The following is a 24,337-nucleotide window of genomic DNA, read 5'->3' as shown; positions in this document are numbered from 1 at the left end:
CTCATTCGGGCGGCACCGACTTGGCCGTCCCGGCCTGCGGCTCCGCCGCCCGCGCCTGCCTGGCGTCCTGCCGCCCCCGGTAGTAGGCCTCCGCCTGCACCTTCATCTCGGGCGTCTGGGCCTCCGCCGTCCTCAGCCAGCGTTCCCAGCGCTGCTCCATCGGACGCACCAGGCCGCCTCCGAGACCGATGGCGAGGATCGCGCCCAGGGTGGCGAGAACGGTGATCAGGACGGGAGTCGTGACGGTGGTCGCGATGCCCATCTGGTTGAGCGCGGCGATGATGCCCAGCGCCCAGATGAACACCGACGCGGCGGTGGCCAGCCACCGGCCGTAACGCGTGCCCCCGAGCGCCCCGCTGACCAGATCGTTGACCGCACGCGCGATCGCCCCCGCCACCACCAGGATGATGATCGCGACGATCGCCTTGGGCAGCCAGCCGACCACCGCGGCCAGCAGGTTGGAGACCGGGTTGGGGCCGAACAGCCCGAAGCCCAGTTGAAGCGTGAACAGCAGGACGGCGTAGTAGACGAGCCTGGCGATGAGGCTGCTGGCGTCATAACGGGTCCGCTCCAGCATCCGGCCCACCCCACTGCGTTCCACCGCCCGGTCGAAGCCGACCCGCTCCAAGAGCTTGTCGACCACCTTCTCCAGCAGCTTGGCCACCAGCCAGCCGATGATCAGTACGACGATGAAGCCGACGAACTTGGGCACGAATGTGGCTATCTGCCGCCACGCGTCCAACAGGCCCTGACGTAGGTCCATGGCCATGACCCCCCCTCATGGGTCTACCAAACCGGGGTGTTTCCGAAGCGGACGAACCCACTCACCGCAGGACACGAGGGGAAGGCAGGTTTCCCGGCACCGCACCGAACTTTTGCCTTTTCCAGGACGGGCCACATCGGAGTCTGGAAAGCCCGCCGCGTCTGCGGCCGGAGCACGCCTGATACCCGGAGGGCATCACAAGACCTGGCGACCTTGTCAGGAAAAAGTCTACCTAGATAGAGTTATCCGGTGACCCGGACAAGGCGACCTTCCCCGCAGACGGTGAGAGTCCTGGCCGCCCTGGCGGCCGACCCCTCCACCTGGCGTTACGGCTACGAGCTCGGCCAGCAGGTCGGGCTCAAGGCCGGCTCGCTGTACCCGATCTTGATGCGGCTGACCGACCGGGGGCTGCTGGAGGCCTCGTGGGAGGCCGATCCGCCCGTGGGCCGGCCTCCCCGGCATCTGTACCGGCTCACGGGGAGTGGCCTGGCGCTGGCCGCACATGTCGCCGCCGAGCCCGGCCGTCATCCCGAGGAAGCGGTCCAGCGGGACAGACCCGGCGTCCGGGGCGAGCTGCGGAGCGCCTGGTGAGCCGGCCGCGACGCGACATGGCGGGGGCGCTGGTCGCCCTGGCCGTCCGGCTCCTCCCCGCCGCCAGGCGGGGCTGGGGCCAGGCCATGCGGGCCGAGTTCCTCCAGGTCGAGGGAGGACGGGCCCGTCTGGGCTTCGCCCTCGGCTGCGTGCGGGTGGCACTGGTGCAGCCGGCGGCGCTGCGCGCTCTGGGCCACCTGGCGGCGACGGCCGCCGCGGTGACGCTGGTGCTGGCGGGCGGCGTCACCTATCCCGGCGCCCGATTCGAGATCATCGCCCTGGTGGTGATCCTCGCGGCGCTCGCCTGGCGGGGCGGCAGGCCGGGCCTGCTCGGCCCGGTGGGACGGTCCCGGACATCCCGTGCGGTGCGAGCCGCCGGGTACGCCCTGACGTGCGGCTACCTGGTAATTTCCGTCATGGACCACCAGGGACCGCAGCTCCTGGGACCGGGCGACGGCCTTCTGCCCGGCATGATCACGCTGGTGCTCTACACCGTCGTGACGCTGGCCATGACGGCCCGCGGCTCGACGGCCGGCCCCGCCTGCCTGCTGTCCGGCATCGGCGCGGGTCTCGTCGCCGGCCTGGCGTGCTTCCTGGTCCTGCCCTTCGAGCGCGTCCTGCCGCCGCTCGCGGACGGCCTGCCGGGACACGGCCTCTGGCTGCTCCTCGTCGTGGCCGGCGCGCCGGGAGCGGCGATGGTCGTCGTCGCCCGGCGGACGCGCAGCGCCAGGCAGGCCGTCATGACCGCGCTCTGCGCCGGCGCCGTCTGCGCGGCGGTGGTCGCCCTCCTGGGCTACGGCGCGTTCCTGCTCCTCCCCGACCAGATGCCCGGCATCGTCCCTCTCAACGCCGGGCCGCCTGCCGTACGGCATGCGCTGTCCCGGCTGGAGGCCGGGGACGAGTACATAGCGGGCCTGATCTGGGGCTGTCTGCTCGTCGTCGTACTCGGCGCGATGATGCGCCCCGCGACCCGCCGGCTGACGCGCGGCCTCCAGACGCTGACCGTCGCGGGAGCGGTTCTCGCCCTCATCGGTGCGGCCGCCGGGGAGAAGGGCGCGGCCGTGATCGTCGTCGTCGCCACGCTGGTGACCGGGATGCTCGCACTGGTCACCGGCCCGCGAGGAGAACGGATCCCCGCGGGGCTTCCCCCGGCGGCGAACCGTCAGGTCAGCTCGTGAAGCCGTACAGCACGGCGATCTCCCACCAGTTCGCCGCCGCCGAGGGCTTCCCCTTCCCCGATCGTCGATCGGCGGCTTCTCAGTCCGGGATATCGCATGTTCTCAGTCGCGTCGTTCGAGGACGTTCACCGCGAGCTCGCGGACGACCGACTCGTCCACCTCGACACCCAGGCCGGGGCTGGTGGGGACCTCGGCGACGCCGGCCGCCAGCTTGACGGTCGTCCCCGAGGCGTACGGCGAGGCGATGAACTGCCTCCCGTTGAGGTCTACCGGGCCGGTGATCCCATGGGCCGCGAACAGGTGCAGCGACGCGGCCAGGCCGAGGTCGGAGTCGGTCAGGCCGGAGCCCATGAGCCGGACCCCCGAGTCCTCGGCGAGCTGGCACAGCCGCCGCGACAGGGTGAGCCCGCCGCTGCGCTGGACCTTGGCGATGGCCACGTCGATCGCCCCGAGCTTGACGAAGGTGGCCAGGTCGGTGGGGTGGCGCAGGCTCTCGTCGAGCGCCACGGGCAGGGGCGAGGAGCCGCGGAGCCTGCGCAGCCCGGCCACGTCGTTCGCGGGCAGCGGCTGTTCGAACGCGGTCACCCCGAGGTCGAGCAGCCGTCCGGCCAGCCGCAGCGCGGCGTCGCAGGTGTAGCCCTGGTTCGCGTCGACCCACAGCGGCGCCTCGGGAGCGCTGTCCCGGACGGCGGCCACCACCGACAGGTCGGTCTCCTCGTCGTGTAGTCCGATCTTGACCTTGAACGCGCGGTAGCCCGCCTCCTTCCCCTCCGCCACGGCCTCGGCCACCTCGACGGGGGTCTGGCCGGACACGATCCAGGCGAGCTGGATCTCCTCGGCCCGGCGCTGGCCCCAGAGCACCCCGACGGGCACGCCCGCCGCCCGGCCCAGGAGGTCGTGCAGGGCGACGTCGACGGCGCACTTGGCCAGCGGCGCGCCGATGGAGAACCCGCGGTTGACGGCCCGGTCGAACAGCCGGGTGACGCCGTCCAGATCCCAGGCGGGGTGGCCGAGGATGGCCGGCGCGAGATAGCGGTCGATGGTCGTGACGATCGACTCGGCCGTCTCGTACGTCCAGGCGGGGATCGGAGTCGCCTCGCCCCAGCCGTGCACGCCGTCGGCGCTCACCTTGACCAGGACGCGGATGCTCGGGCGCCCGGCGACGGCGACCGAGCCGCCGGAGACGCCGAAGGATCGCAGGGTGGGCAGGGCGACCGCGTAGGTTTCCACACGGTCCACAGTCAGGGAGTTCAGGTTCACGGACATCCTTTCGGCGGAGGAGGTGCGGTGCTCGCGCGCAGGACGACCTCGCCCTGGACGCCTTCGACCCGGCTGCGGAGGGTGCTGCCTGGCCGCATGGTAATCGCCAGCGCGCGTCTGCCCAGGTCCTCCAGCGGGAGGGCGACCGTGGTCAGCGGCGGGCTGAGGTCCTGGACCAGGGGAATGTCATCGAATCGGGCGAGCGACACATCGGCTGGTACGGAGAGTCCGTGGTTGCGCGGGGCCGCCAGCGCGCCCACGGCCATGAGGTCGGTCACGGCCAGGACGCAGGTGGCGCGGAGTTTTCTCGACCGCCGATGGTGCCGGCTGACTCAGCCGTGCAGGGCTTCCTTCAGTACGGCGACGGCCTGCGCGACGGCGGCTTTGGCCGCGTGAGTGTCGTGCATGGAGTTGACCATCACGAAGTCGTGGATGATCGCCGCGTACCGGACCTGCGTGACCGGAACGCCCGCCTCACGCAGCTTGCCCGCGAACGCCTCCCCCTCGTCCCGCAAGACGTCGGCCTCCGCGTTGATGATCAGCGCGGGCGGCAGCCCGGTCAACTGCTCGGCGGTGGCGCGCAGCGGCGAGGCCGTGATCCGCGCGCGGTCCTGCTCACTGGTGGTGTACTGATCCCAGAACCACTTCATCCCCTCGCGGGTGAGGAAGTACCCCTGGGCGAACTCCGTGTACGAAGGGGTGTCGAAGTTGGCGTCGGTCACCGGGTAGAACAGCACCTGCTGCACGAACGAGACATCACCCCGCTCTTTCGCCATGAGCGTCAAAGCGATGGCCATGTTGCCGCCGACCGAGTCACCGGCAATAGCGATCTTCGAAGAGTCCAGCCCCTTCCCGGCGCCATCGGTGGTGACCCACTGGGCGACGCGGTACGACTGCTCGTTCGCGACCGGGTAGCGCACCTCCGGGGAGCGGTCGTACTCGGGAAAGACCACGGCCGCGTTCGCGCCGACGGCCAGGTCGCGCACGAGGCGGTCATGGGTGTGCGCGTCACCGAACACCCAGCCCGCTCCGTGGGCGTAGATGATCACCGGGAGGGTTCCGACGGTGCCCTTGGGCTTGACGATGCGGACCTTCACCGAACCGGTGGGGCCGCCTTCGACGATGATCCACTCCTCGTCGATCTCAGGCTTGAAGATCGGGCTGTCCTGCACCCCGTCGACGGCCTTGCGGCCCTCCTCCGGAGCGAGCTGGTAGAGGAACGGGGGCTCCGAGGTCGCGTCGACGAACTCCTGCGCCGCCTTCTCAAGCGAGATGCCCAAGGGGTTTCCTGCCATGGTCGTACCTCTGTCTCTTGTCGATGTGCCGCGTTGGACGGATCAGCCGGGTCAGCCGAGTTCGGCGATCGCGTCGGTGATGAACGCGGCCACCTCGGCCGGGTGGGTCTGCATCACCAGGTGAGGGGCATCGATCTCGATCACCTTCCGCAGCCCCGCCCGCTTGTAACCGAAGCGCTCGACCTCGGGGTTGATAGTGCGGTCGGCGCTGGAGACGATCCCCCAGCCCGGCTTGGTCTTCCACGCGGCCACCGATGCGGGCTCCCCGAACGCGATCGCCGACAGAGGCCGCTGCGACACCGCGAACACCTTCGCCTCGTCAGCGCCGACACCGGCGGCGAACACGGCGGGGAACGCGTCGATCTTCACCGACACATCCGTGCCCGGCTCGCCGCCCTCGATCGGGTACGGGGAGTAGACGAGATTCGCCGCGAGCTCGGAGTCCGGGAATCCGCCCTGCAGCTGTCCCAGGCTCTCGCCCTCTTCCAGGGCGTAGCCGGACACGTAGACGAGACCGACGACGTTCTCGGCGACACCGGCGACCGTGATGACGGCGCCCCCGTAGGAGTGGCCGGCGAGGATGACCGGCCCGTCGATCTGCTCGACGAACGACTTGATGTAAGCCGAGTCGCCGGACAGGCTGCGGTTGAAGACGGGTGGTACGAGGACCTTGTAGCCCTGGTCGAGCAGCCGCAGCGTCACGGGCGCCCAACTGGCGGCGTCGGCGAAGGCACCGTGCACGAGCACGATGGTGGGAGTCGCGGACACAGATATCTCTCTTTCTTCTGATGCGTCGGGTAAAGCTGTTGGGCCCCTCAGGCCGGACGCGCGAGGCCGCGGTCCTTTCGGTCTCAGTGAGGCCGGAGCCGTGCCCCCCTTTGCGGAGATGAAGGGAGGGCCACGCCTGCCAGCATTGTGGAATCACCCCTCCACGACCAACGCGGTGCGCGAATCGCATCGAGGCGCTGCGCTCACAGTCAATGAGTGCGCTCTCCCAGGTGGGAACGGCTTCGGCGTGGCTCATGAACCTCTCCGGAGCGATAATCGCCGATTGCGCGTCCCGACCGCCGGATCGGACTCGGCTTTCGAGCGTCGCCACTGGAGTGGCGAACAGCCGTACTCTCGGCGGAACGCGCGAGCGAAGCTCGCGGCACTGCCGAACCCCCAACGCCGGCTCACCGTTCCGACGAGTCCGCGCTCATTCTGCTCGGTAAAGAGATCGTCGCGGGCGCGCTCGAGCCGGAGCCGCCGGATCAGAGCCCCGATCGTTTCCGGCTCGGTCGCGAACGCCAGATGTAGCGCACGAACGCTGATGCCAAGGTGCCGCGCGACGCCCTCGACGCTCAACCCCGGTTCTCGCAGATGTGCTGAGACGTGCAGCCGCGCGCGGTCTCTCACTTCGCTTGGGCGGCTCAGCGATCTCGGTCGGCTCCCGGCCTCCGCGCAGGCCGCGATGAGGGCGTCCGCGGTCGCCGACAACCGTTGCCGGTCCAAAAACGAGATTTCGGCATCGACCGCCCGGATCGCCTCGACGAAGCCGTCGGCCACCGCTTCGAGCGCGCCTTTTCGGGGAGGAGAATCCGGCGCCGCGCCGAACTGCCCGTAGCTCATCGGTTCTGGCCGAGGTCGGCTCTTCGCCATTCCGTCGGAGAGATGCCGAAAGCCTGCCTGAACGACCTGCTGAAGTGAGCGCCGCTGGTGAATCCCCAGCTGCGGGCGATCGCGCCCACCGGAAGATGACTGAAAGACGTGTCGGCGAGGTCGCGGCGTACGGCTCCCAGCCTCAGCTTCGCAATCGTGCGCGCGACGGTGTCGGGTTCGGCTTCGAACACCGCGTGCAACGTTCTGAGGGAAACGGCGAGCTCTCGCGCGATCATGTCCGGACCGAGCAGAGGGTCGGCGAGGTGCGAGCGAATGTACTCGTTCGCGGCGGCGGCGAGCCCCCGCTGGTGCACTTCAGCAGGTGAAGTGCGCCCGAGTTCCGAGTCTCCCAGCAGCGCGACCACGTCGACTATGGCCGCCGCTACCGCCTCACGGCCGATCGGGTCGAGGTCCGGCTCGGCTTGAGCGGTGCGAGACAGGAGAGCTCCGAGCACGGATCCGATACCCGATCGGGCCCCCACCGGACGGCTTGCGAGCGCGGCCAGCCGGGACGAGTCGAACCCGAGAAGGCGTTTGGGCATCTGCACGATCGACACCGAGAACGGGTCCGGGTAGTCGAACCGGAACGGCCGCGCCGCGTCGTAGAACAGCACCTCCCCCGCGCTCGCCACCGTCGCGCCGCGACCTTGCTCAACGGCGAGGCGACCAGCGTGAACGAGATGGAGCTGCACGCCCTCCTCGGCCGTGGCGGGAACCTCGTGGAGGAGTGCGCGCACCCTCTGCGGAACCGACTCGATCGTGGCCATCGCGACGGGCCCCAGCGAATGACGGCGCATGCGGCGAAAGGGAGGAGCATCGCTGGTGGTCCTTGCCTCCATCTGCACCAGCACACACGCGGGGCTGGACGGCAGCAGCATGGCGATCACATCCTCTCCGCGACCGGCAACCTGCGAAGGCATGAAGCCGGCCCGGTTGGGGATACACGTCAGGGCTCGCGGCCACGCGGAAGCATAACCGCCCTCTTGGATCGCTTTGGACGCCCGCCGACGCTCGCACCCAACGGTGACCGGGATGGTCAGGCGGTGAGGACTCCGGTGCCCAGCAGAGCGAAGAGCAGCGTTCCGATGATGATCCGGTACATGACGAAGGCGTTGAAGGAGTGCCGGGCGACGAACTTCAGCAGCCACGCGATGGAGGCGTAGGCGACGACGAAGGACGCGGTCGTGCCCACGATGAGCGGCGCGGCGCCGACCCCGGCGCCGGCGGCGTCTTTGAGTTCGTACAGGCCCGCACCAGTCAGCGCGGGAATGCCGAGGAAGAAGGAGAGCCTCGTCGCCGCCACCCGGTCGAGGTCCAGGATCAGGGCGGTGGACATCGTCGCACCCGAGCGGGAGAAGCCGGGGAAGAGCAGGGCGAGGATCTGCGAGCAGCCCACCAGCATCGCGTCCTTGAGGGAGGTGTCCTCCTCACCGCGCTTGTGACGGCCCATCCGATCGGCTACCCACATCACGCCGCTACCGGCGATCAGCGAGCCGGCCACCACCCACAGCGAGGCCAGCGGGCCCTCGATCAACGGTTTGGCGGCAAGACCCACGGCCACGATCGGGACGGTGGAGTAGATGACCCACCAGGCGAACCTGTAGTCATGATTGTCGCGCTCCGCGCGGTTCGCCAGGCCGCGGCCCCAGGCAGAGACGATCCGCACGATGTCCTTGAAGAAGTAGACCAGCACCGCGGCGATCGCGCCGACCTGGATCACGGCGGTGAAGCCCACCACGGACGTGTCGTCGACGGGGATGCCCATCAGTCCTTCCGTGATCTTGAGATGGCCGGTGGAGGAGACCGGAAGGAACTCCGTCACCCCCTCCACGACTCCCAGCACGACGGCCTGGCTGACACTGATAGCACTCATGGCATCCATCTCTGAGGTGGGTGGTCGGGCGAGCGCACGGCATCCGCCATGCCGGGAAGGCGCACAAGGGTGGCGCCCAGATCACGCCGCAGGCTGCCCAGAGCCCGGCGCAAGCGGCTGCGCCACCGAGCTCGCTGACGCAGCCGGTCGCGGGAGCGGCGCGTGGCGGCCAGTTCGGTGAACAGTTCCTCGTAGGCGCGGGCGATGGGGGCGGGATCGAAGCGGCGAGCGGCGATGCGGGCCGCCTCCCCCATGCGGCGGCGGGTGGGCTCGTCGGCGATCAGGCCGAGCAGCGCGCCGGCCAGCGCCTGCCGGTCTCCCACGGGCACCAAGCGGCCGTCGACGCCATCGTTGATGATCTCAGCGGGGCCGAGCGGGCAGTCGGTGCTGACCACCGGGACGCCACAGCGCATCGCCTCGACCAGGGTCATGCCGAAGGATTCGGCGTCGGAGGCGCTCACGACGATCGACGCCTGAGCGAACGCACCCTCGATGGGCGAGACCGCGCCCATCAGGCTCGCGTGCCCGCGCAGGCCTCGGCTGTCGATCAACTGCTGAAGGCGCCGCTTGTCGGTCCCCACGCCGTAGATGCGCAGCGACCAGTCGGGGTGTGCGCCGGCGACCTCGGCGAACGCCTCGATGAGCAGGTCGAACCGCTTGGCGGGGACCAGGCGCCCGGCGGCGGCGACGACCTTGGCAGTGCCGTCGGCGGCCGGCAGACCGGGGTCGGGCACGCTGTTTGGCATTGCGAGGATCCGCACACCCGGCAGCCGCATCCTGGCCCGATAGACGCCGGCGTCCGCCTCGGTGGTGGTGACCACCGCGTCCAGGGTGCGGTAGGCGCGTGCGAGGCCGGCGCGCAGCCTCTTGCTGTGGGAGTCGTGGGTGAGATGCTCCTGGGCGATGCGCAGAGCATATGGCGGGCCGAAGCGGGCCAGGTAGACGTTGATGCCCGGCCGGGTGCCGATGATCACGTCCGCGTCGCACGCGCGCAGGTACTGCTCGGCCCGCTGGTCGGTGAGCCTGCTGTACTGCCCGTACCGCTTCTCAGCGGCGGGGAAGACCTCGGCAGGCCGGCGCAGCAGCGGATTCGCCGCGTCGGCCGCGTCCTCACGCAGGTCGACCAGGGGTATCACCATCACCCGCGGATCGATCGCGAACCGGGGGCGGGCGCGATCGCGCAACAGGGAGACGATCGTCACCTCGTGGCGCCCGGCGAGCGCGGCGGCGAGATTGAGCGTGGTGCGGATGGTGCCGCCGATCCCGTAGACGTTGTGGATCAGAAAAGTGATCTTCATATGGCGGCCTTCCGTAGTTCCAGCAGCTGAACAGCCCAGCCGCGCCGGTGGACGGGTTCAGTGATGAAGGTGGAGCCCTCGCCGCTCAGCGGTGCGCCCCTCACCTGTGACACCCCTGGGTCCTTTCCTGCCGTGCGCTGTCTGCGGGCATGGGCGCATGGCACACTTGGAGCGCGGCAGCTTTTACACCGCCGTAGAAGTTTTACACGACTGTAGAAGATAGCCGAGGGAACGACAAACTCATGGGTGCCAACGCGCAGGAGCGGGGCCCGAAGCGGGCCAACGGCGAGCGGGAGGCCGAGATCCTCGACCTGCTGTTACAGGCTGACAGTGCGCTGACCCCGGGCGAGGTCACCGAACGCCTCGGCGGCGAGCTGACCTACAGCACGGTGGTGACGATCCTCACCCGCCTGCACGCCAAGCAACTGCTCACCCGCAGCCCCCGTGGCCGGGCCTACGCTTACACACCCGTCACCGACGACCCCGGCTTCGCCGCCCGCCGCATGCGGACCGTCCTGGAGGAGCGGCCCGACCGCGAGGCCGTCCTGGCACGCTTCGCCGACGGCCTGTCCAGTGCGGACGCCGAACTGCTGCGCCAGTTGCTCGGGTCCGATCCACAGTCCGACCGGTAGGGGCGCCTGGATGCGCATTGCCGTCTATCTCCCGCTGCTGCTGTCCCTGCTCGCCCCTTTCGGCGCACGGCTGCTGGCCGAACGCTGCGAGCCCCGCCTCGCCACCTGGCTGCTTACCACCTCCGCGGTGGTGCTGGCGGCGGCGAGCACCATCTCCCTGGGCCTCCTGGCCGTCACCGGGGTGATCCGCATCCCGCTGCTGGCGGACCTCGGCCACTGGTCGGCTCGCGCCGCTCAGCGTGACGACCCCGCCGAGCTGTCCGTCGCCTTGATCGCCGGCCTCCTGCTCGGCGGCGCCGTACTCGCGGCGGCGCGCGTGCTGTGGCGCCGGGCCCGCTCGCTCGCCGCGGCGGCCCAGGAGGCCGCGTGCATGTCCACGCCCGACGGTCTCGTCGTCGTCGAGGACGAGACTCCGGACGCCTTCGCCCTGCCCGGACTGCCGGGGCGCGTCATCGTCTCCACCGGCATGCTTCAAGCGTTGGAGGAGAGCGAGCATGACATCCTGCTCGCCCACGAGCGGGCCCATCTGGCGGCGCACCACTATCTCTTCGTCGCCTTCACGGGGCTGGGCGCAGCCGCCAATCCTCTACTGCGCCCGCTCGCCACCGCCGTCACCTACACCGTCGAACGCTGGGCCGACGAACGCGCCGCCACCGCCACAGGCGACCGGGCCCGGGTCGCCCGCACCGTCGGCAAGGCGGCCCTGGCCGCCCACCACGCCCCCGCCCGCACCCGCGTATCGGGCGCCACCCTCGGCGTCCTCGGCCGCCGCAGCGGACTCAGCGGGGCCGGCCCGGTTCCCCGCCGTGTCGCCGCCCTCCTCGCGCCGCCGCTTCGCCGCCACCCCGGACTCGTGTTCGCGACCGCGGCGCTCCTCGCCACCGTGGCCTACTCCACCGCCGATGCCGCCGACGACCTCCACCGCCTGCTGGAGGTCGTCGGCGCCTGGTAGCCGCCTCGCCACCTGTCGGCGGCAGGCCCTGGCCGAAGCGGCTCATCGACGATGATGCGGAGCCTGGACGCGGGCGCGGACGACTACCTGACCAAGCCGTTCAGCTTCGTCGAGTTGTCCGCGCGGCTGCGGGCGCTGATCCGGCGCGGCGCCCGTGAGCGGCCGACCTTGCTGCAAGCGGGTGACCTGAGGCTGGACCCGTGACTCGGATGCGCCGCCGGCTCACGGAGATCACCGAACACGACCTCGGTGCCCGTCTGCACGTCCCGGGCACCCGCGACGAAGTCGCCGCGCTCGGGCAGGCGATGAACGCCTTGTTGGACCGGCTCCAGCGAGCCATGGCGCGCCAGCGCGGCTTCGTCGCCGATGCCGGACACGAGCTTCGCACTGCTCGACAACGCGCTGCGGCACGCTCCCGAGGGGAGCGTCATCGAGGTCAACCTGAGGGCCAGGCAGGAAAGCCGCCGGCGAACAGCCGCGATCGAGGTGCGCGACAAGGGGCCCGGGTTCCCGCCGGAGTTCCTCCCCCACGCGTTCGAACGCTTCCGCCGCGCCGATCCCGGGCGTGCCCGCAAGCAGGGCGGAGCCGGTCTGGGCCTTGCCCTCGTGGCCTCCATCGCCCATGCCCACGGCGGCAAGGCCGAAGCCGGCAACCATCCGGAGGGGGGCGCACGGGTATCGATCGAACTGCCGCTTCGCCCACCCGCATGACTCAGCGGCCAGTTCTCACTGCGACGCACGACGTCACCAACGGCGCTCAGCGCCAGGTCACCAAGTACGGCAAAAGCGTGACATTCATGTTGCTTCACATCTGACGCACACGGTCGTCTCATCCGGCGCGGTCCAGGCTGTCGATGTCCCGGAAAGACCGCTTGAAGGAATGCCTTATGAAGATCACACCCAAGATCGCCGCGATCGTCGTCACAGTGCTCGCGTTGGGCGGCGTGGGCGCCGGCAACGCTCTCGCCTCCGGCGCCGCCACGCCGGCCCCTGCCGTCAAGGCGGCGCCGACCTCCGAGCCTGCGCCGGAGTCCGAGCCCGGCACGGAGCAGGAAGGCGATTCCGACGGCCAGGACACAGCCGAGGGAAACGGGGGCCCGGAGTCCACCGAGTCCGGAGAGTCCGGAGAGTCCGGAGAGTCCGGAGAGTCCACGGAGGACAAGGAGTCCGCTGACAGTGGCGAGCCGGAGGCCGGCGAGGCGAGCGACAACGGCAAGGAGGATTCCAGCGGCGGCCACGCCGACCAGGCCGGCGACGTGCGGAACGAGCAGAGCGGCGACAACTGAACTGGGGTCGTGTCCCTTGCTCTCACTTGGCAGGGATATCACCTGACAGGGTTCTCACCTGACATGGTCAGAAGCCAGGGCTGCGGTCGCGGCCCTGGCCTCGCTCGCACCGGGCCGGCCGGGAGAGTATGCCGCCTGCTTTCTCGCCGCCGGTCTCCGCGGCTGAGCCGTACAGGAGCGGAGGTCCGGAGGAGACGCGGTCTGGCGCGTACGGCGCGAACCTTTATCGAACCTGAACGCCGCCCGTCACCAGCATGGGGACACCGCGAAAGCGGGCGATACTGGCCGGGTGACCGTCTACCGCGTCCTGGTGGTCGAGGACGACGCCGGGCTCCGCGACGTCCTCGCCCGGGGCCTGCGCGACGAGCATTTCGAGGTGCTCACCGCGCCTGATGGGGCCAAGGCGCTGCGAGCCGTCCAGGATCATCGTGTGGACGCGGTGGTCCTGGACATCGGCCTGCCGGACTCCGACGGCCGTGATGTGTGCCAGGCCATGCGGGCGGCGGGCATCGACGTCCCGGTGGTCTTCCTCACCGCCCGCGACACCCTGACCGACCGGCTCTCCGGCTTCTCCGCGGGAGGCGACGACTACCTGGGCAAACCGTTCCACGTAGCCGAGCTCGCGGCCCGGGTGCGGGCGGCCCTGCGCAGAGCGGGGCGGGAGCCGTCCATCGAGATGGAAGGGCTGCGGCTCGACCCGGTCCGGCATCACCTGGAGGTGGCGGGAGTGCCGGCCTCCCTGACTCCTACCGAGTTCCGCCTTCTGGCCTGTTTGATGGCGTCCCCCGGCGCCGTGGTGCGCAGGCGCGTGCTGCTACGTGCGGCGTGGCCCGAGGGTGCCCAGGTCAGCGACAACACCCTGGACCAGTACCTGGCCCGGCTGCGGCGCAAGCTGCGTGAGCTCGACAGCCCGCTGGGCATCGCCACGGTACGAGGCGTGGGTTACCGCTTCGCATGAGGCGGCCGCACACGACCATGCCATGGCGCATCTCGCGACCGGGAACCCTGCGTGGCCGCCTCGCGCTGCTCGCCCTGGTCACCGCAGCGCTCTGGGTCGCACTGCTCACCGGAGCCTTCAACCTCGTCCTGTCCGCGCGTCTCGGCGAGCAGGCCGACGACCTGCTGCGCACCCGCGCGGCGGCGGTCGCGGCCACTCTGGAGGTAGGGCCGGACGGTGAGATCTTCGTACACGAACCCGCGGACGATCGTGCGCTGGACATCGGCGTCTGGATCTACCGGGACAGCCTGGCGATCGAACGGCCCAAGGCCCCTGAGGGGCTGCAGCGACAGGCCGACCGGCTCGCGGGACGCCGCGACGTGTTCGTGGAGACCGCCGAGCCGTACCAGGCGCGGCTCTACGCCCTGCCGGTATTGGCCGCGCGTGGCCACGGACGGCAGGTCGGCACCGTCGTCGCCTTGGTCGGCCTCGATCCGTATCGCAGCACGGCGCGCGCGGCTCTCGCCGGCACGGCGGTTCTCGGGCTTCTGCTTCTCGGCGTCGTCTACCTCGTCACCCGGGCGATCGTCGGACGGGCCCTTCGTCCGGTGGCCGAGATGAGCGCCCAGGCGGCGCGATGGAGCGAGCGTGGCACGGCCGAGCGGTTCGGCGCGGCGGGCCGTCCCGACGAACTCGCGTCGCTCGCGGCCAACCTCGACGAACTGCTCGACCGCCTGGCCGCCGTCCTGCGCCACGAACAACAGCAGTCCGCCGAGCTCTCGCACGAGTTGCGCACCCCGCTGGCCCGCATCGTCGCGGAGACCGACTGGCTGACAGCCCGGCCCCGGGACGCGGAAGGGCGACACAACTCCTACACGGCGATCGCGTCGGCCGCCGCGACCATGCGGCAGATCTGCGAGACCCTGCTGTCGGAGGCCCGCGCCCGATCGTCGCCGATCCCGGGTCGTTGCGCGGTAGACGACGTGGCACGTGGCCTGGCTCGGCGCGCCGCCGAGGAGCACCCGGACGCGCCCGATGTCGTCGTCCGGGGCATCTCCACCACCGCCGGAGTCTCCGTTACCGTCGCCGAACGCATCCTCGCGCCGCTGCTGGACAATGCCCGCCGCTACGCCGTACGGACGATCACGATCGAGTGCGCGCAGGTAACGGGAGGTATAGAGGTGGCCGTGAGCGATGACGGGCCCGGGGTTCCCGGATCCATCGGCGCGGCCGTCTTCGAACCGGGTCGCCGCGCGGATCCCGAGGACGGGCACGACGGAGCCGGTCTGGGCCTCGCCCTCGCCCGGCGTCTCGCCCGAGCGGCCGGCGGCGACATCCATCTGGCCACCGGCACGAGCGGCGCACGATTCGTCGTCAGGCTTCCGGCCGGTTGAAGGCCGGGCCGGTTCACAGCGCGGAGGCGTTACGACGTTTCCGCCGGCCGCGGTACGGCTTCGTCCTTCCGCGTGATGCTCAGATAGACGACCAGGCACAGGATCGTGGCCAGGAAGAGTCCACTGGTCGTCACCGTGCCGAGGTCGAGGCCGCCGTCATCCTTGGCCTGCGACAGGTAGTCGCCGATGGAAGCTCCGAAGGGACGGGTGAGCACGTAAGCGATCCAGAACGCCAGGACCGCGCCCAGCCGGAGCCAGAGGTGACCGGCGGTCACGACGGCGATCAGCGCGCCGAACAGGACCGCGCTGAGCAAGTAGCCCACGTCCAGCCGCTCGGCCACCAGGTCGCCCGCGGAGGTGCCCAGCGCGAAGGTGAACAGGACGGCCAGCCAGTAGAAGGCCTCCCGCCGAAGCGTGAAGACGGTGTGGATGGACAGCGTCTTCTCGCTGGCGTACCAGGCTACGAAGGTGAGCGCCAGCAGCACGGCGAAGACGACGGTCGTCGTTTCCAGGGCAACGCCGAGATTGTCCGTCAGGCTGTCGCTGACCAGGGTGCCGACAACGCTGATCAGGACGACCGCGAGCCAGTAGATGCCCGGCACGTACCGCTTCACCGAGAACTGGAAGGCGAGGACGACCACGAGCAGCAGGGTCATGACGACGGACGTGTAGGTCAGGCCCAGTCCGAGATTGTCGTTCAGGAAGTCGGCCGCCGTCTCCCCGACGGTGGTGCAGAGGATCTTGATGATCCAGAAGTAGATGGTGACCTCTGGAACCTTGTTGAGCATCCGGCGGCCCACGGCATGGTGCCCAGGCCTTTCGTATGAGGTGGTCATACCGCGTAGCGTCGCACCGGCCACCTGAACACGACCTGATCGCGTGTCCACCGGACGAATTGCGCGCTAGCCGGCGGGGAGGTCGTTGTGCCGGGCCGCGGCGTGCAGGCCCATGCGCAGCGCCGCTCCGTACCCTTCGTCGGCCCATCCGCTGTGCCGCATCATGCCCCTTCTTTCCGTTGGGGTTTCGGCAAGCTCCCAGCCCACGGGCGAACGTTCGAGACGTCCGATTCACGCCATGACCTTGTCCAGGAAGGCGGACAATCTGGCCCTGGTGCGATCGATCTGTTCCTCCAGCGTCAGGGACCCTTCGAGACGCCCTCCCAGCTCCGGGATCTTCATGCCGCGCACGTACAGGGAACAGGCCAGGTCGCTGCACACGTACACGCCGACCGAGTTGCTGTCCCGGCCGGCCTGACCCGCCCGCCGGGCGGTCATGAGAGAGACGCCGCTGCCGGGGTGCGTGGTCAGGCACACGGAGCACATGCCGCGGTGGAGATGTCCGCGCTGCCGGGCGGCCACGCGGAGCGCCAGGCCGACGACCTCGCCGCCGAGGTCTGTGACGAGGTAGCCGCGATCCGGCGCGCCGGGGTCGCGCCATCCCAGGAAGTCAAGGTCGTCCCAGCGCTGGTCGGCCAGGCCTCGCGGGAGCGCCAGCCGCTTGGCCTCTCCCTTGGAGCAGTTGACGAACGACGCGCGGATTTCCTGTTCACTGACTGCTTTCATGGCGCGGAACGCTACAATCCCTAGGACTATTATGCAACTACCTATTATCTCTAGGAAGCGTGGAGGTGGCGGATGGCTCGTGCGGGACTGACGGGCGAGCGCGTGGCGGAGGCGGCCGCGGACCTGGCGGACGCCGTCGGGTTCGAGAACATCACCGTGTCCGCGCTGGCGCGGAGCTTCGGGGTCAAGGACGCGAGCCTGTACGCGCACGTCAGGAATCTTCAGGATCTGCGGGAACGGGTCGCGCTGCTGGCAGCGGGAGAGCTGGCCGACCGCATCGCCGCGGCGGTCGCGGGCCGGGCCGGGAAGGACGCCATGGCCTCGTTCGCCAACGCCTACCGGGACTACGCGCTGGCCCACCCCGGCCGCTACGCGGCGACCCAGGCGGTCCAACTGGACCCCGCCGTCCTCGCCCAGTCCACCGTCTACGCCCGCACCATCGAGCTGACCCACGCGATGCTGCGCGCATACAGGCTGGTCGAGCCGGACCTGACCGACGCGGGCCGCCTGCTGCGCAGCACCTTCCATGGCTACATCACCCTGGAGGCCAACGGCGGATTCAGCCATTCCCGCGAAGTGCAGAGGTCCTGGGAGCGGGCCCTCGACGCTCTCCACTTCCTGCTGGAGCACTGGCCCAGTGAATCCATTGCGTCGCCTGGCGGAGCAGGCGAGGACATGATGCCCGCGCGGCCGGTCTGACCGTGTCCTACGGCTTGCGCGCGACTCCGCCGGCACAGGCGACCAGGGGCGGGTCGCCCCACGGGCTGGGCTCCGGCCGCCACCGCGACACTGACACGATGCCAGGCTCCACGAGTTCCAGGCCGTCGAAGTAACGGGCGATCTGCTCGGGGCTGCGAGGAGTGTACGGCGTGGCGCCGCTCCCCGCGTTGTACCGTCCGATGGCCTCGACGTACGCCGGATCGGTGTCGGTGCCGTCGTAGAGCGCCAGATAGCTGCCGGAGGGCAGGGCCGCCATCAACCGGTCCGCAATCGACCGCGCCTCGTCGTAGTCGCCGACCAGGCCCAGGATACCCATCAGCAGGAGCGCGGTGGGCTGCCCGAAGTCGAGCGTCTTGGCGGCCATCCGCAAGACGGTGCCGGGGTCGCGTACGTCTGCCTCGATGTAGTCGGTCGCTCCCTCAGGGGTGCTGGTGAGCAGCGCCTGAGCGTGCACCAGCACCAAGGGGTCGTTGTCCACATAGACGATCCGTGACTGCGGCGCCAACCGCTGGGCGACTTCGTGTGTGTTGTCCACGGTGGGCAGCCCAGTGCCGATGTCCAGGAACTGGCGGAGCTGTCCCTCACCGGCCAGGTACCGGACCGCGCGGGCGAGCATGTACCGAGACTGGCGGGCGATGTCGACCATACCGGGGAAGATCTCACGGATACGCTCCCCCGCCTGACGGTCGACGAGGTAGTTGTCCTTGCCACCCAGCATGTAGTTCCAGACCCGGGCCGAGTGCGGCACCGTGCTGTCGATCGTCGGGGGGATACGGTCGCTGTCGGATAGCGGAGTGTCGCTCATGGAGGCCTCGGATACGAGTGGGGACATCAGCCTGCTCCGGCATCCTAGTTCCCGTCCGCCAGGACGAGCGGGGGCTCACTCCCAGGGGGCCGTCGGGAACCAGCCGTAGCCGAATCGCGCGGGCAGGCGTAGATCCCAGTACAAGAAGGTGAACGCCCCGACCACGATGAAGGCCACGGCCGTGATCGTCGCGACGCGTGCCGGCTTCGCGGTCAGCCAGCGGGTGAAGCGCCCCCTGGTCGCGTACACGAGTATGACGTAGAGCAGAGCCATCACCGTGATGTTGCCGAGCGACTGCAGGACGAACACGGCCGCTCCATAGAACGGGTTGTGGGTCCGGGCCGCGTACTCGAACAGTTTGTGGAACAGCGGGAACGGCCGTCCGACGAGAAACCCGCCGATCAGCGCACCGATCACGACCAGACGGGCCTGAGGGAAACGACGCGACAGCCGCGCCAGGGGATCAGGAACCACACGCAGCGCCGCCAGGCCGAGGTAGACGAAGGCCACGCCGATCACGCCGAAGACGATCGACGCCTGAACGAGCCGCGGTGGGAGCCCGGAGCCGGCCGGCGCGGTGGACAGCTGTGGCAGCCGCTCACCGAGCATCGCGCCGATGGCGCCATAGACCCCAGAGATCACGATCATGCCGAGCGCGAGCCAGCCGATCGGCCCCAGCACCGACCTGATCGGGCGTGCGGCATCCGCGTCGGTGGCGCTCGCCCGGCCATCCCGAGCGTTCGCCATGGGGGCGATCGCCCCGAAAACGGCGATGTTGCAGGCGGTGAACGTGCCGGCCAGGCCCGAGACGAAGGCGAAAACGGTCCCCGCGATCAGGCCCCCGATCGAGGTTTGCTTGGCGTCATAGCCGAGCAGCGTGTTGGCGACGTTGTCGCCGATCACGCTGTCGACGAGCCGGAAGGACCACAGCGCGGCGATCAACGCTCCCGCCAGCACGCTGAGGACGATGATGAGCCCTCGGCGGCGGGGCAGATCAGTGGGGTTGACATGAGATGACGAGGCAGGAAGGGGGGCGGTCCGAACCATAAGACACCCTTTCGAGTCGAGCATCCTTGGGACGCCGCAGAACGCGGCGGAACTGTCAGGTCTGGAGCTCACTTGGCCTGAGTGGACGGACGATCCCCTATCGGCGAGCGGATGGGAGGATCTCCCACGCAGGATCAGCCAACAGATCCACCTGGGCAACCCCTAAGACATGGTCGTCTGCCCGAGGTTTGTCCGCCTGCCGCGTCGGCGGGCGGGGCGGCGACGTTGCCGGGCCGGCCCCGGGCGCGCCACTGCTGGGCCGCCGGCAACGGGAACATGGCAACATGCCGACCAGACTTCCCGGCGCGCAGGCACCAAATTCCCTTCGAAAGTGCGTGGCCCGCCCGGGATCGGGCGGGCCACGATGCCGGTTGACAGTGGTCGTCAGCGGACAGGAACGGCGTCGCGATCACCGTCGGCGGCCGTCAGGGTGACGGTCACCGGTGCGATGCACCGAGCGGCCGGTTGCTCCCCGGGGCGGCCTTCATGACCGGCGCCGCGGTGTCCGCGGACCCGCGGACCAGCGTGAAGTCGTCCACGTCGAAGTTCGCCCCCGTGAACACCAGGTACAGCTTGGTGCTTCCGGATGGAACGTTCGTGAGCGTCGTGGAGACGTCGCCGTAGGACTCCCACGCGCCGGTGTTCGGCACGGTGACCCTACCGAGCACGGCCCCGGTCGGGGAGCCGGTGCGGATCTCGAAGCCGCCGTTGGGGCCGGGCGAGGCGACCCGGGCCCTGAAGCCGGTGACGCCGGTGAGGTCGACCCCGTCGTAAGCGGCCCAGTCGCCCGGGTTGACGAAGCCGAGCACCGTGCCGCCGTGCGCCGGGGCGTGCGGGTAAGGCTCCACGCCGTTCGCGCTCGACCAGTTCTCCGCCTGGACGGTGACGTCGCCCGTGGCGGGCCCGAGCTCCTTTATCCGGATGTTGCGGAACGCGACCTCGTCGCCGGTGCCGTGGTTCTGGATGCCCACGTACCCCTGCTGGAGCGAGCGGGCCGGGTCGGTGTTCGTGAAGTCATTGATCACCACGCCATTGAGGAAGACCCGCAGACGCTCACCTTCCACCCTGATCTCGTAGGTGTTCCACTGCCCCGGCGGGTTGAGCGCCGCGTCGCGGGCCGTGAGATCCGCGGACTCGAAGGTGTAGATCGAGCCGGTGGTCTTCTCCGGTGCGTCCGTGGCGTCGATCTGGATCTCGTAGCCGTTGTTCACCGCCGACGCCGGGTCGTCGGAGGCGGGGAAGCCGACGAAGACGCCGGAGTCGTCGTCCCCGCTCATCTTCCAGTCCAGCTTCAGCGAGTAGGAACCGTACTCCTTCGCCTTGTACCAGAGCATGCCCGGGCCACCCTGCGAGGTGAGGGCGCCACCGGCGTTGGTGAAGCCGCCCGGCCCGGCCTGCGACCAACCGGTCGTGCTGCCGTTGTAGATCGAGGTGTAGCCGATCTCGGGGCGGCAGTCCGCGTGGGCGTCGCCCATCGCGTAGTTGATGCCGCCGAGCAGGTGCTTGAGGAAGTCCGGCTCGGCGAAGGATCCGGCCGTATGTCCCCCACCGGTGTAGAACGACCGTCCGCCTTCGTACGTCCTGCACCAGGAGATGGGGTGGTCGGCGCCCATGCCGCCGCCGGAGTAGGAGGACTCGTCGAGCGAGGCCAGCACATGCGCGGTGGTGCGGGCGTTGGTCCGGTAGTCGTACCACTCGTCGGTGCGGGTCCAGGTGGGCCCGAGGTGGGCGGTGGCCGGATTGGCCCGGTCCTCCACCTTGACGGTCGCCTGCTGGACGGCCGGGTGGGAGGCGAACCACGCGCCGACCAGGCCACCGTAGAACGGCCAGTCGTACTCGGTGTCGGCAGCGGCGTGCACACCGACGTAGCCGCCGCCCGCGCGGATGTAGGACTCGAACGCGGCCTGCTGGGCGTTGTCGAGCACGTCACCGGTGGTGCTGAGGAAGACGACGGCCTTGTACCCGGCCAGGTTGGCGGTGGTGAAGGCGGCGGGGTCCTCGGTGGCGGTGACGTTGAAGCCCAGGTTCTTGATGGCCTGGATGCCGGCCGGGATCGAGTCGTGCCGGTAGTCGGCCGTACGCGAGAAGACGAGGAGGTCGCCCTGCCCGGTGCCGGCCGGGGGTGACGTCTTCCACTTCTGGGCCGCGCCGCCGTCGCAGGTCTTGATGACCAGCTGCGCGGCGTTGGAGCCGTCGAGACACTTGCCCGACTGCGGGTTCTTCAGCGAACCGTCCGGCTGGATGGTCCAGTTCTGCGCCCCGGTGCCGTTGCAGCTGTAAATCTGCACCTTCGTTCCGTCGGCGCTGCCGCCGGCGGCGACGTCCAGGCACTTGCCGAGCGCCTGGATCGTGGAGCCGCTCATGTTCCAGGTCTGCGCCGCGGTGCCGTTGCAGGTGGCGAGTTGCACCTTGGTGCCGTTGGCCGAGTTGGCGCCGGCGACTTCCATGCACTTGCCGCCTATACCGGTGATCTGACCGTTGGCGGGGCCGGTGCCGCCGTCAGACACGAGCGTGAAGTCGTCCAGGTCGAACAGCGCGCCACCGCCGCCGGTGAACACGAGGTAGAGCTCGGTCGTGCCGGAGGGCGCGTTCGACAGCGGAGCGGAGACGTCGGTGAAGGTCTCCCAGCCGCCGGTCACCGGCACAGTCGCCTTGCCCAGCAGGGTGCCGGTCGGCGAGCCCGCCCGCACCTCTATGCTGCCGCCCGCACCGCCGGAGGACACCCGGGCGGTGAACGTCTTGGCGCCGCTGAGCTCGTACGGCTTGAACGAGATCCAGTCGCCGTTGTGGATGTCGCCGACCGTCCTGCCGCCGTGGGCCTGCGTCTTGTCGAACTTGTTCACACCCGACATCGCCGTGTAGTGCTCGGCCTGCCGGTGCCGCGGCTGGAGGATGTGCTGGGTGTGGGTGGTCAGCCCGCCCTTGTCGGTGTATTCCGCGTCGAAAACCGCGAAGATGTTGGCCGCGTCGTCGTGTTCCCCGTCGACCGGGATCGTCAGATCTCCCGAACAGCCGTTCTTCGAGCTGATCTGGTGACCGTGGCTGTCATGGCCGAGCACGTAGGTCATCTTGACCTTCGCGCAGTCGATGGTCGTGTCCTCGGAGTCCGTGACCTTGATCTTGAACGGTACGGTGTCGCCCCATTGGAACAGCTGCCCGTCATTCGGCGACTCCAGCGTCACCGTGGGCGCGGTGTTGCCCACTGTGATCAGCACGCTGGCGCTGCCGGTGTTGCCGGCCGGGTCCCTCACCGTGAGTGTGGCGCTGTACCGCCCACTGGTCGTGTAGGTCTTGACGGGGTTGGCGGCCGTTGAGGTGGTGCCGTCGCCGAAGTCCCAGGCGTAGGTCAGTGCTCCGCCCTCGGGGTCGGCGGACCCGGCCGAGGAGAAGGTGACGGTCAGTGGGGTCTTTCCTGAGGTCTTGTCGGACGTGGCCACCGCGATCGGCGAGTGGTCGCCGCCCTTGATGTACTCGAAGCGGTACAGCGCGGAGTTCTGGTCGCCGCCGAAGTAGCCCGCGCCGTAGTCGAGCACGTACAGGGCGCCGTCGGGACCGAACGCCATGTCCATGACCTGGGTGCCGGTCCACGGGAAGTCCGTGATGTCGCCGCGCGTTCCACCGGCGCCCACCTCGATCGCCTTGATCCAGCGGCGGCCGAACTCGCCGGCGAAGAAGTGGTCGTCCAGGTCCTGGGGGAACTTGACAGCGGAGTTCAGGTTGGCGTCGTAGTGGTAGACCGGTCCGCCCATGGGCGACTCCGACCCGCCGCCGAACTCCGGCGGCGAGCCGGCGTCACCGCCGTACTTGATCCACGCGGGCTGGGCGGGCGGCAGCTTGCTCAGGCCGGTGTTGCGGAAGGAATTGTTGGTCGGTCCGCCGGCGCAGTCGTACTTCCGACCAGAGGGCCCGGAGGGGAAGGTGAACTCGTTGTAGGTCTCGTCCGGCGTGTTGGTGCCCGTGCAGTACGGCCAGCCGTAGTTGCCGGGGCCGGTCACCCGGTCGAACTCGACCTGGCCGCTCGGCCCCCGGTTGGGATCGGTGGAGCCCGCGTCGGGACCGTAGTCACCCACGTACACCACTCCGGTGGCTTTGTCGACGCTCATCCGGTACGGGTTGCGGAAGCCCATCGCGTAGATCTCGGCCCGCGTGTTCGCGGTCCCCGTCGGGAAGAGATTGCCCGCGGGGATGCTGTAGGTCCCGTCAGGCTTGACCTTGATCCGCAGGATCTTTCCTCGCAGGTCGTTGGTGTTGCCGGCGCTGCGCTGGGCGTCGTAGACCGGGTTACGGTCGGGCCGCTCGTCCAGCGGCGCGTACCCCGACGAATCGAACGGGTTGCTGTCGTCGCCGGTGGACAGGTAGAGGTTGCCCGCCGCGTCGAAGTCCAGGTCGCCGCCGACGTGGCAACAGTTGCCGCGGTCGGCCGGCACGTCGAGCACTTTCACCTCGCTCGCCATGTCCAGCGTCCAGTCGGCCTTGACGGTGAACCTGGACAGCCGGTTCACGCCCTTCCACACCGAGAAGTCGGTGGCGGTCGCCGGGGCATCACCGTCCGGGGTGTTCAGGCGCGGCGCGTAGTAGAGGTAGATGAACCGGTTGGTCGCGAACCCCGGGTCGGCCGCGATCCCCTGGAGTCCCTCCTCGTCGTGGGTGTAGACGTTCAGCGCGCCGATCACGCCGGTGTTGCCGGCCTTGTCCGTACGCCGCAGGGTCCCGTCACGCGAAGTGTGCAGCACCGACAGGTCGGGCAGCACGGTCATCGTCAGGGGCTCGCCCATCTCGGCGACGCCCTTGGCCATCTCCACGCGCTGGTAGTCCGCGGGGTCGATGGCCGCCGCGTGCGCCTGGGCGGGGGTGGCCACGGTGAGCACGGTCAGGCCCGTGAGCGCCAGTAGTAAGGCGCAGATCTGCGCGATCCATCGGGGGGCGTGAGCGGTTGGCCGCCTGGGGGGCATGGCGGAACTTCCCTTCACTCGTTGTGCGACGGGCCCGGCACGGGGGATCGGCCGGGTAGAACGCGGTATGCCGCCGGTCCACCGGCGGAGAGCCCCGACGCGCTGAAGCGGCTGCCGGTGAGTTGACGGCGTCGCAGCCGTTTGACCGGGG

Annotated in this window: 22 protein-coding genes and 3 pseudogenes; 11 read left to right on the top strand and 14 right to left on the bottom strand. The window is 69.7% G+C overall.

Annotated features, from left to right (window positions below):
• Nucleotide 1: 1 nt before the first annotated feature.
• The gene (locus ABH927_RS24215) at nucleotides 2-769 is read right to left on the bottom strand and encodes a mechanosensitive ion channel family protein (RefSeq protein WP_370024763.1); all 768 of its coding nucleotides are present in this window, start codon (nucleotides 767-769) and stop codon (nucleotides 2-4) included.
• A 243-nt stretch (nucleotides 770-1,012) separates the two neighbouring features.
• Between ABH927_RS24215 and ABH927_RS24210 the strand changes: the two genes are divergently transcribed.
• Together ABH927_RS24210 and ABH927_RS24205 are read left to right on the top strand one after the other, a co-directional pair.
• Nucleotides 1,013-1,354, top strand: a complete 342-nt coding sequence (locus ABH927_RS24210) for a PadR family transcriptional regulator (protein WP_370024761.1) — start codon at nucleotides 1,013-1,015, stop codon at nucleotides 1,352-1,354.
• The gene (locus ABH927_RS24205) at nucleotides 1,351-2,532 is read left to right on the top strand and encodes a hypothetical protein (RefSeq protein ID WP_370024759.1); all 1,182 of its coding nucleotides are present in this window, start codon (nucleotides 1,351-1,353) and stop codon (nucleotides 2,530-2,532) included. The genes ABH927_RS24210 and ABH927_RS24205 overlap by 4 nt, the downstream gene beginning before the upstream one ends.
• A gap of 102 nt (nucleotides 2,533-2,634) precedes the next feature.
• Here ABH927_RS24205 and ABH927_RS24200 read toward each other — a convergent pair whose 3' ends face one another.
• The 8 genes and pseudogenes from ABH927_RS24200 to ABH927_RS24165 form a co-directional block, all read right to left on the bottom strand.
• Nucleotides 2,635-3,792, bottom strand: a complete 1,158-nt coding sequence (locus tag ABH927_RS24200) for a mandelate racemase/muconate lactonizing enzyme family protein (protein ID WP_370024758.1) — start codon at nucleotides 3,790-3,792, stop codon at nucleotides 2,635-2,637.
• Nucleotides 3,789-4,094: pseudogene (locus tag ABH927_RS24195) on the bottom strand (substrate-binding domain-containing protein); the annotation flags it as partial. The gene ABH927_RS24200 and the pseudogene ABH927_RS24195, both read right to left, overlap by 4 nt.
• 30 nt (nucleotides 4,095-4,124) lie before the next feature.
• Nucleotides 4,125-5,087, bottom strand: coding sequence for an alpha/beta hydrolase (locus tag ABH927_RS24190; RefSeq protein ID WP_370024756.1), 963 nt, complete (start codon nucleotides 5,085-5,087; stop codon nucleotides 4,125-4,127).
• A 51-nt stretch (nucleotides 5,088-5,138) separates the two neighbouring features.
• Nucleotides 5,139-5,855, bottom strand: coding sequence for an alpha/beta fold hydrolase (locus ABH927_RS24185; protein ID WP_370024754.1), 717 nt, complete (start codon nucleotides 5,853-5,855; stop codon nucleotides 5,139-5,141).
• A gap of 252 nt (nucleotides 5,856-6,107) precedes the next feature.
• Nucleotides 6,108-6,698 carry a helix-turn-helix transcriptional regulator gene (locus ABH927_RS24180; protein ID WP_370024752.1) on the bottom strand — a complete coding sequence of 197 codons (591 nt, stop codon included), beginning with the start codon at nucleotides 6,696-6,698 and terminating at the stop codon, nucleotides 6,108-6,110.
• The gene (locus ABH927_RS24175; protein ID WP_370024750.1) at nucleotides 6,695-7,606 is read right to left on the bottom strand and encodes a helix-turn-helix domain-containing protein; all 912 of its coding nucleotides are present in this window, start codon (nucleotides 7,604-7,606) and stop codon (nucleotides 6,695-6,697) included. The genes ABH927_RS24180 and ABH927_RS24175 overlap by 4 nt, the downstream gene beginning before the upstream one ends.
• A gap of 158 nt (nucleotides 7,607-7,764) precedes the next feature.
• Nucleotides 7,765-8,601 (bottom strand): undecaprenyl-diphosphate phosphatase, encoded by an 837-nt coding sequence (locus tag ABH927_RS24170; protein WP_370024749.1) that lies wholly within the window; start codon nucleotides 8,599-8,601, stop codon nucleotides 7,765-7,767.
• On the bottom strand, nucleotides 8,598-9,899 hold the full coding sequence (locus ABH927_RS24165) for a glycosyltransferase family 4 protein (RefSeq protein WP_370024747.1): 1,302 nt from the start codon (nucleotides 9,897-9,899) through the stop codon (nucleotides 8,598-8,600). Before ABH927_RS24165 ends, ABH927_RS24170 begins: the two co-directional genes overlap by 4 nt.
• Before the next feature lie 242 nt (nucleotides 9,900-10,141).
• Between ABH927_RS24165 and ABH927_RS24160 the strand changes: the two genes are divergently transcribed.
• The 8 genes and pseudogenes from ABH927_RS24160 (at nucleotide 10,142) to ABH927_RS24125 (ending at nucleotide 15,100) form a co-directional block, all read left to right on the top strand.
• Nucleotides 10,142-10,531: a BlaI/MecI/CopY family transcriptional regulator gene (locus tag ABH927_RS24160; RefSeq protein ID WP_370024745.1), complete on the top strand. Its 390-nt coding sequence runs from the start codon at nucleotides 10,142-10,144 to the stop codon at nucleotides 10,529-10,531.
• 10 nt (nucleotides 10,532-10,541) lie between these two features.
• The gene (locus tag ABH927_RS24155) at nucleotides 10,542-11,483 is read left to right on the top strand and encodes a M56 family metallopeptidase (protein WP_370024743.1); all 942 of its coding nucleotides are present in this window, start codon (nucleotides 10,542-10,544) and stop codon (nucleotides 11,481-11,483) included.
• Nucleotides 11,484-11,540: 57 nt separating this feature from the next.
• Nucleotides 11,541-11,684 (top strand): annotated as a pseudogene (locus tag ABH927_RS24150) (response regulator transcription factor); the annotation flags it as partial.
• A gap of 8 nt (nucleotides 11,685-11,692) precedes the next feature.
• Nucleotides 11,693-11,755, top strand: a pseudogene (locus ABH927_RS24145) (hypothetical protein); the annotation flags it as partial.
• Between the two features lie 94 nt (nucleotides 11,756-11,849).
• Nucleotides 11,850-12,194, top strand: a complete 345-nt coding sequence (locus ABH927_RS24140; RefSeq protein ID WP_370024741.1) for a sensor histidine kinase — start codon at nucleotides 11,850-11,852, stop codon at nucleotides 12,192-12,194.
• A gap of 176 nt (nucleotides 12,195-12,370) precedes the next feature.
• On the top strand, nucleotides 12,371-12,769 hold the full coding sequence (locus tag ABH927_RS24135) for a hypothetical protein (protein WP_370024739.1): 399 nt from the start codon (nucleotides 12,371-12,373) through the stop codon (nucleotides 12,767-12,769).
• A gap of 289 nt (nucleotides 12,770-13,058) precedes the next feature.
• Nucleotides 13,059-13,727 (top strand): response regulator transcription factor, encoded by a 669-nt coding sequence (locus ABH927_RS24130; protein WP_370024737.1) that lies wholly within the window; start codon nucleotides 13,059-13,061, stop codon nucleotides 13,725-13,727.
• Nucleotides 13,724-15,100, top strand: coding sequence for an ATP-binding protein (locus ABH927_RS24125; protein ID WP_370024735.1), 1,377 nt, complete (start codon nucleotides 13,724-13,726; stop codon nucleotides 15,098-15,100). Before ABH927_RS24130 ends, ABH927_RS24125 begins: the two co-directional genes overlap by 4 nt.
• 29 nt (nucleotides 15,101-15,129) lie before the next feature.
• Here the strand turns inward: ABH927_RS24125 and ABH927_RS24120 are convergent, their stop codons facing one another.
• Nucleotides 15,130-15,936, bottom strand: a complete 807-nt coding sequence (locus ABH927_RS24120; RefSeq protein ID WP_370024734.1) for a hypothetical protein — start codon at nucleotides 15,934-15,936, stop codon at nucleotides 15,130-15,132.
• Between the two features lie 231 nt (nucleotides 15,937-16,167).
• On the bottom strand, nucleotides 16,168-16,662 hold the full coding sequence (locus ABH927_RS24115) for an FBP domain-containing protein (RefSeq protein ID WP_370024732.1): 495 nt from the start codon (nucleotides 16,660-16,662) through the stop codon (nucleotides 16,168-16,170).
• A 72-nt stretch (nucleotides 16,663-16,734) separates the two neighbouring features.
• Here ABH927_RS24115 and ABH927_RS24110 point away from each other — a divergent pair, with 72 nt between their 5' ends.
• Nucleotides 16,735-17,361: a TetR/AcrR family transcriptional regulator gene (locus ABH927_RS24110; RefSeq protein ID WP_370024730.1), complete on the top strand. Its 627-nt coding sequence runs from the start codon at nucleotides 16,735-16,737 to the stop codon at nucleotides 17,359-17,361.
• Between the two features lie 7 nt (nucleotides 17,362-17,368).
• On the opposite strand, the gene ABH927_RS24105 is transcribed toward ABH927_RS24110, so the two are convergent.
• From ABH927_RS24105 to ABH927_RS24095, 3 genes are all read right to left on the bottom strand, one after another.
• On the bottom strand, nucleotides 17,369-18,187 hold the full coding sequence (locus ABH927_RS24105; RefSeq protein ID WP_370024728.1) for an SAM-dependent methyltransferase: 819 nt from the start codon (nucleotides 18,185-18,187) through the stop codon (nucleotides 17,369-17,371).
• A 75-nt stretch (nucleotides 18,188-18,262) separates the two neighbouring features.
• Complete coding sequence (locus tag ABH927_RS24100; RefSeq protein WP_370024726.1) at nucleotides 18,263-19,144, bottom strand: hypothetical protein; 882 nt, start codon at nucleotides 19,142-19,144, stop codon at nucleotides 18,263-18,265.
• Between the two features lie 527 nt (nucleotides 19,145-19,671).
• Nucleotides 19,672-24,186 carry a ThuA domain-containing protein gene (locus tag ABH927_RS24095; RefSeq protein WP_370024725.1) on the bottom strand — a complete coding sequence of 1,505 codons (4,515 nt, stop codon included), beginning with the start codon at nucleotides 24,184-24,186 and terminating at the stop codon, nucleotides 19,672-19,674.
• Nucleotides 24,187-24,337 lie beyond the last annotated feature (151 nt).

This window comes from Planotetraspora sp. GP83 (assembly GCF_041262585.1).
Taxonomy (GTDB): Bacteria; Actinomycetota; Actinomycetes; order Streptosporangiales; family Streptosporangiaceae; genus JAOEGB01.
Note: the sequence above shows the minus strand (reverse complement) of the source record. Positions and strands in the feature narration are given on the sequence as shown.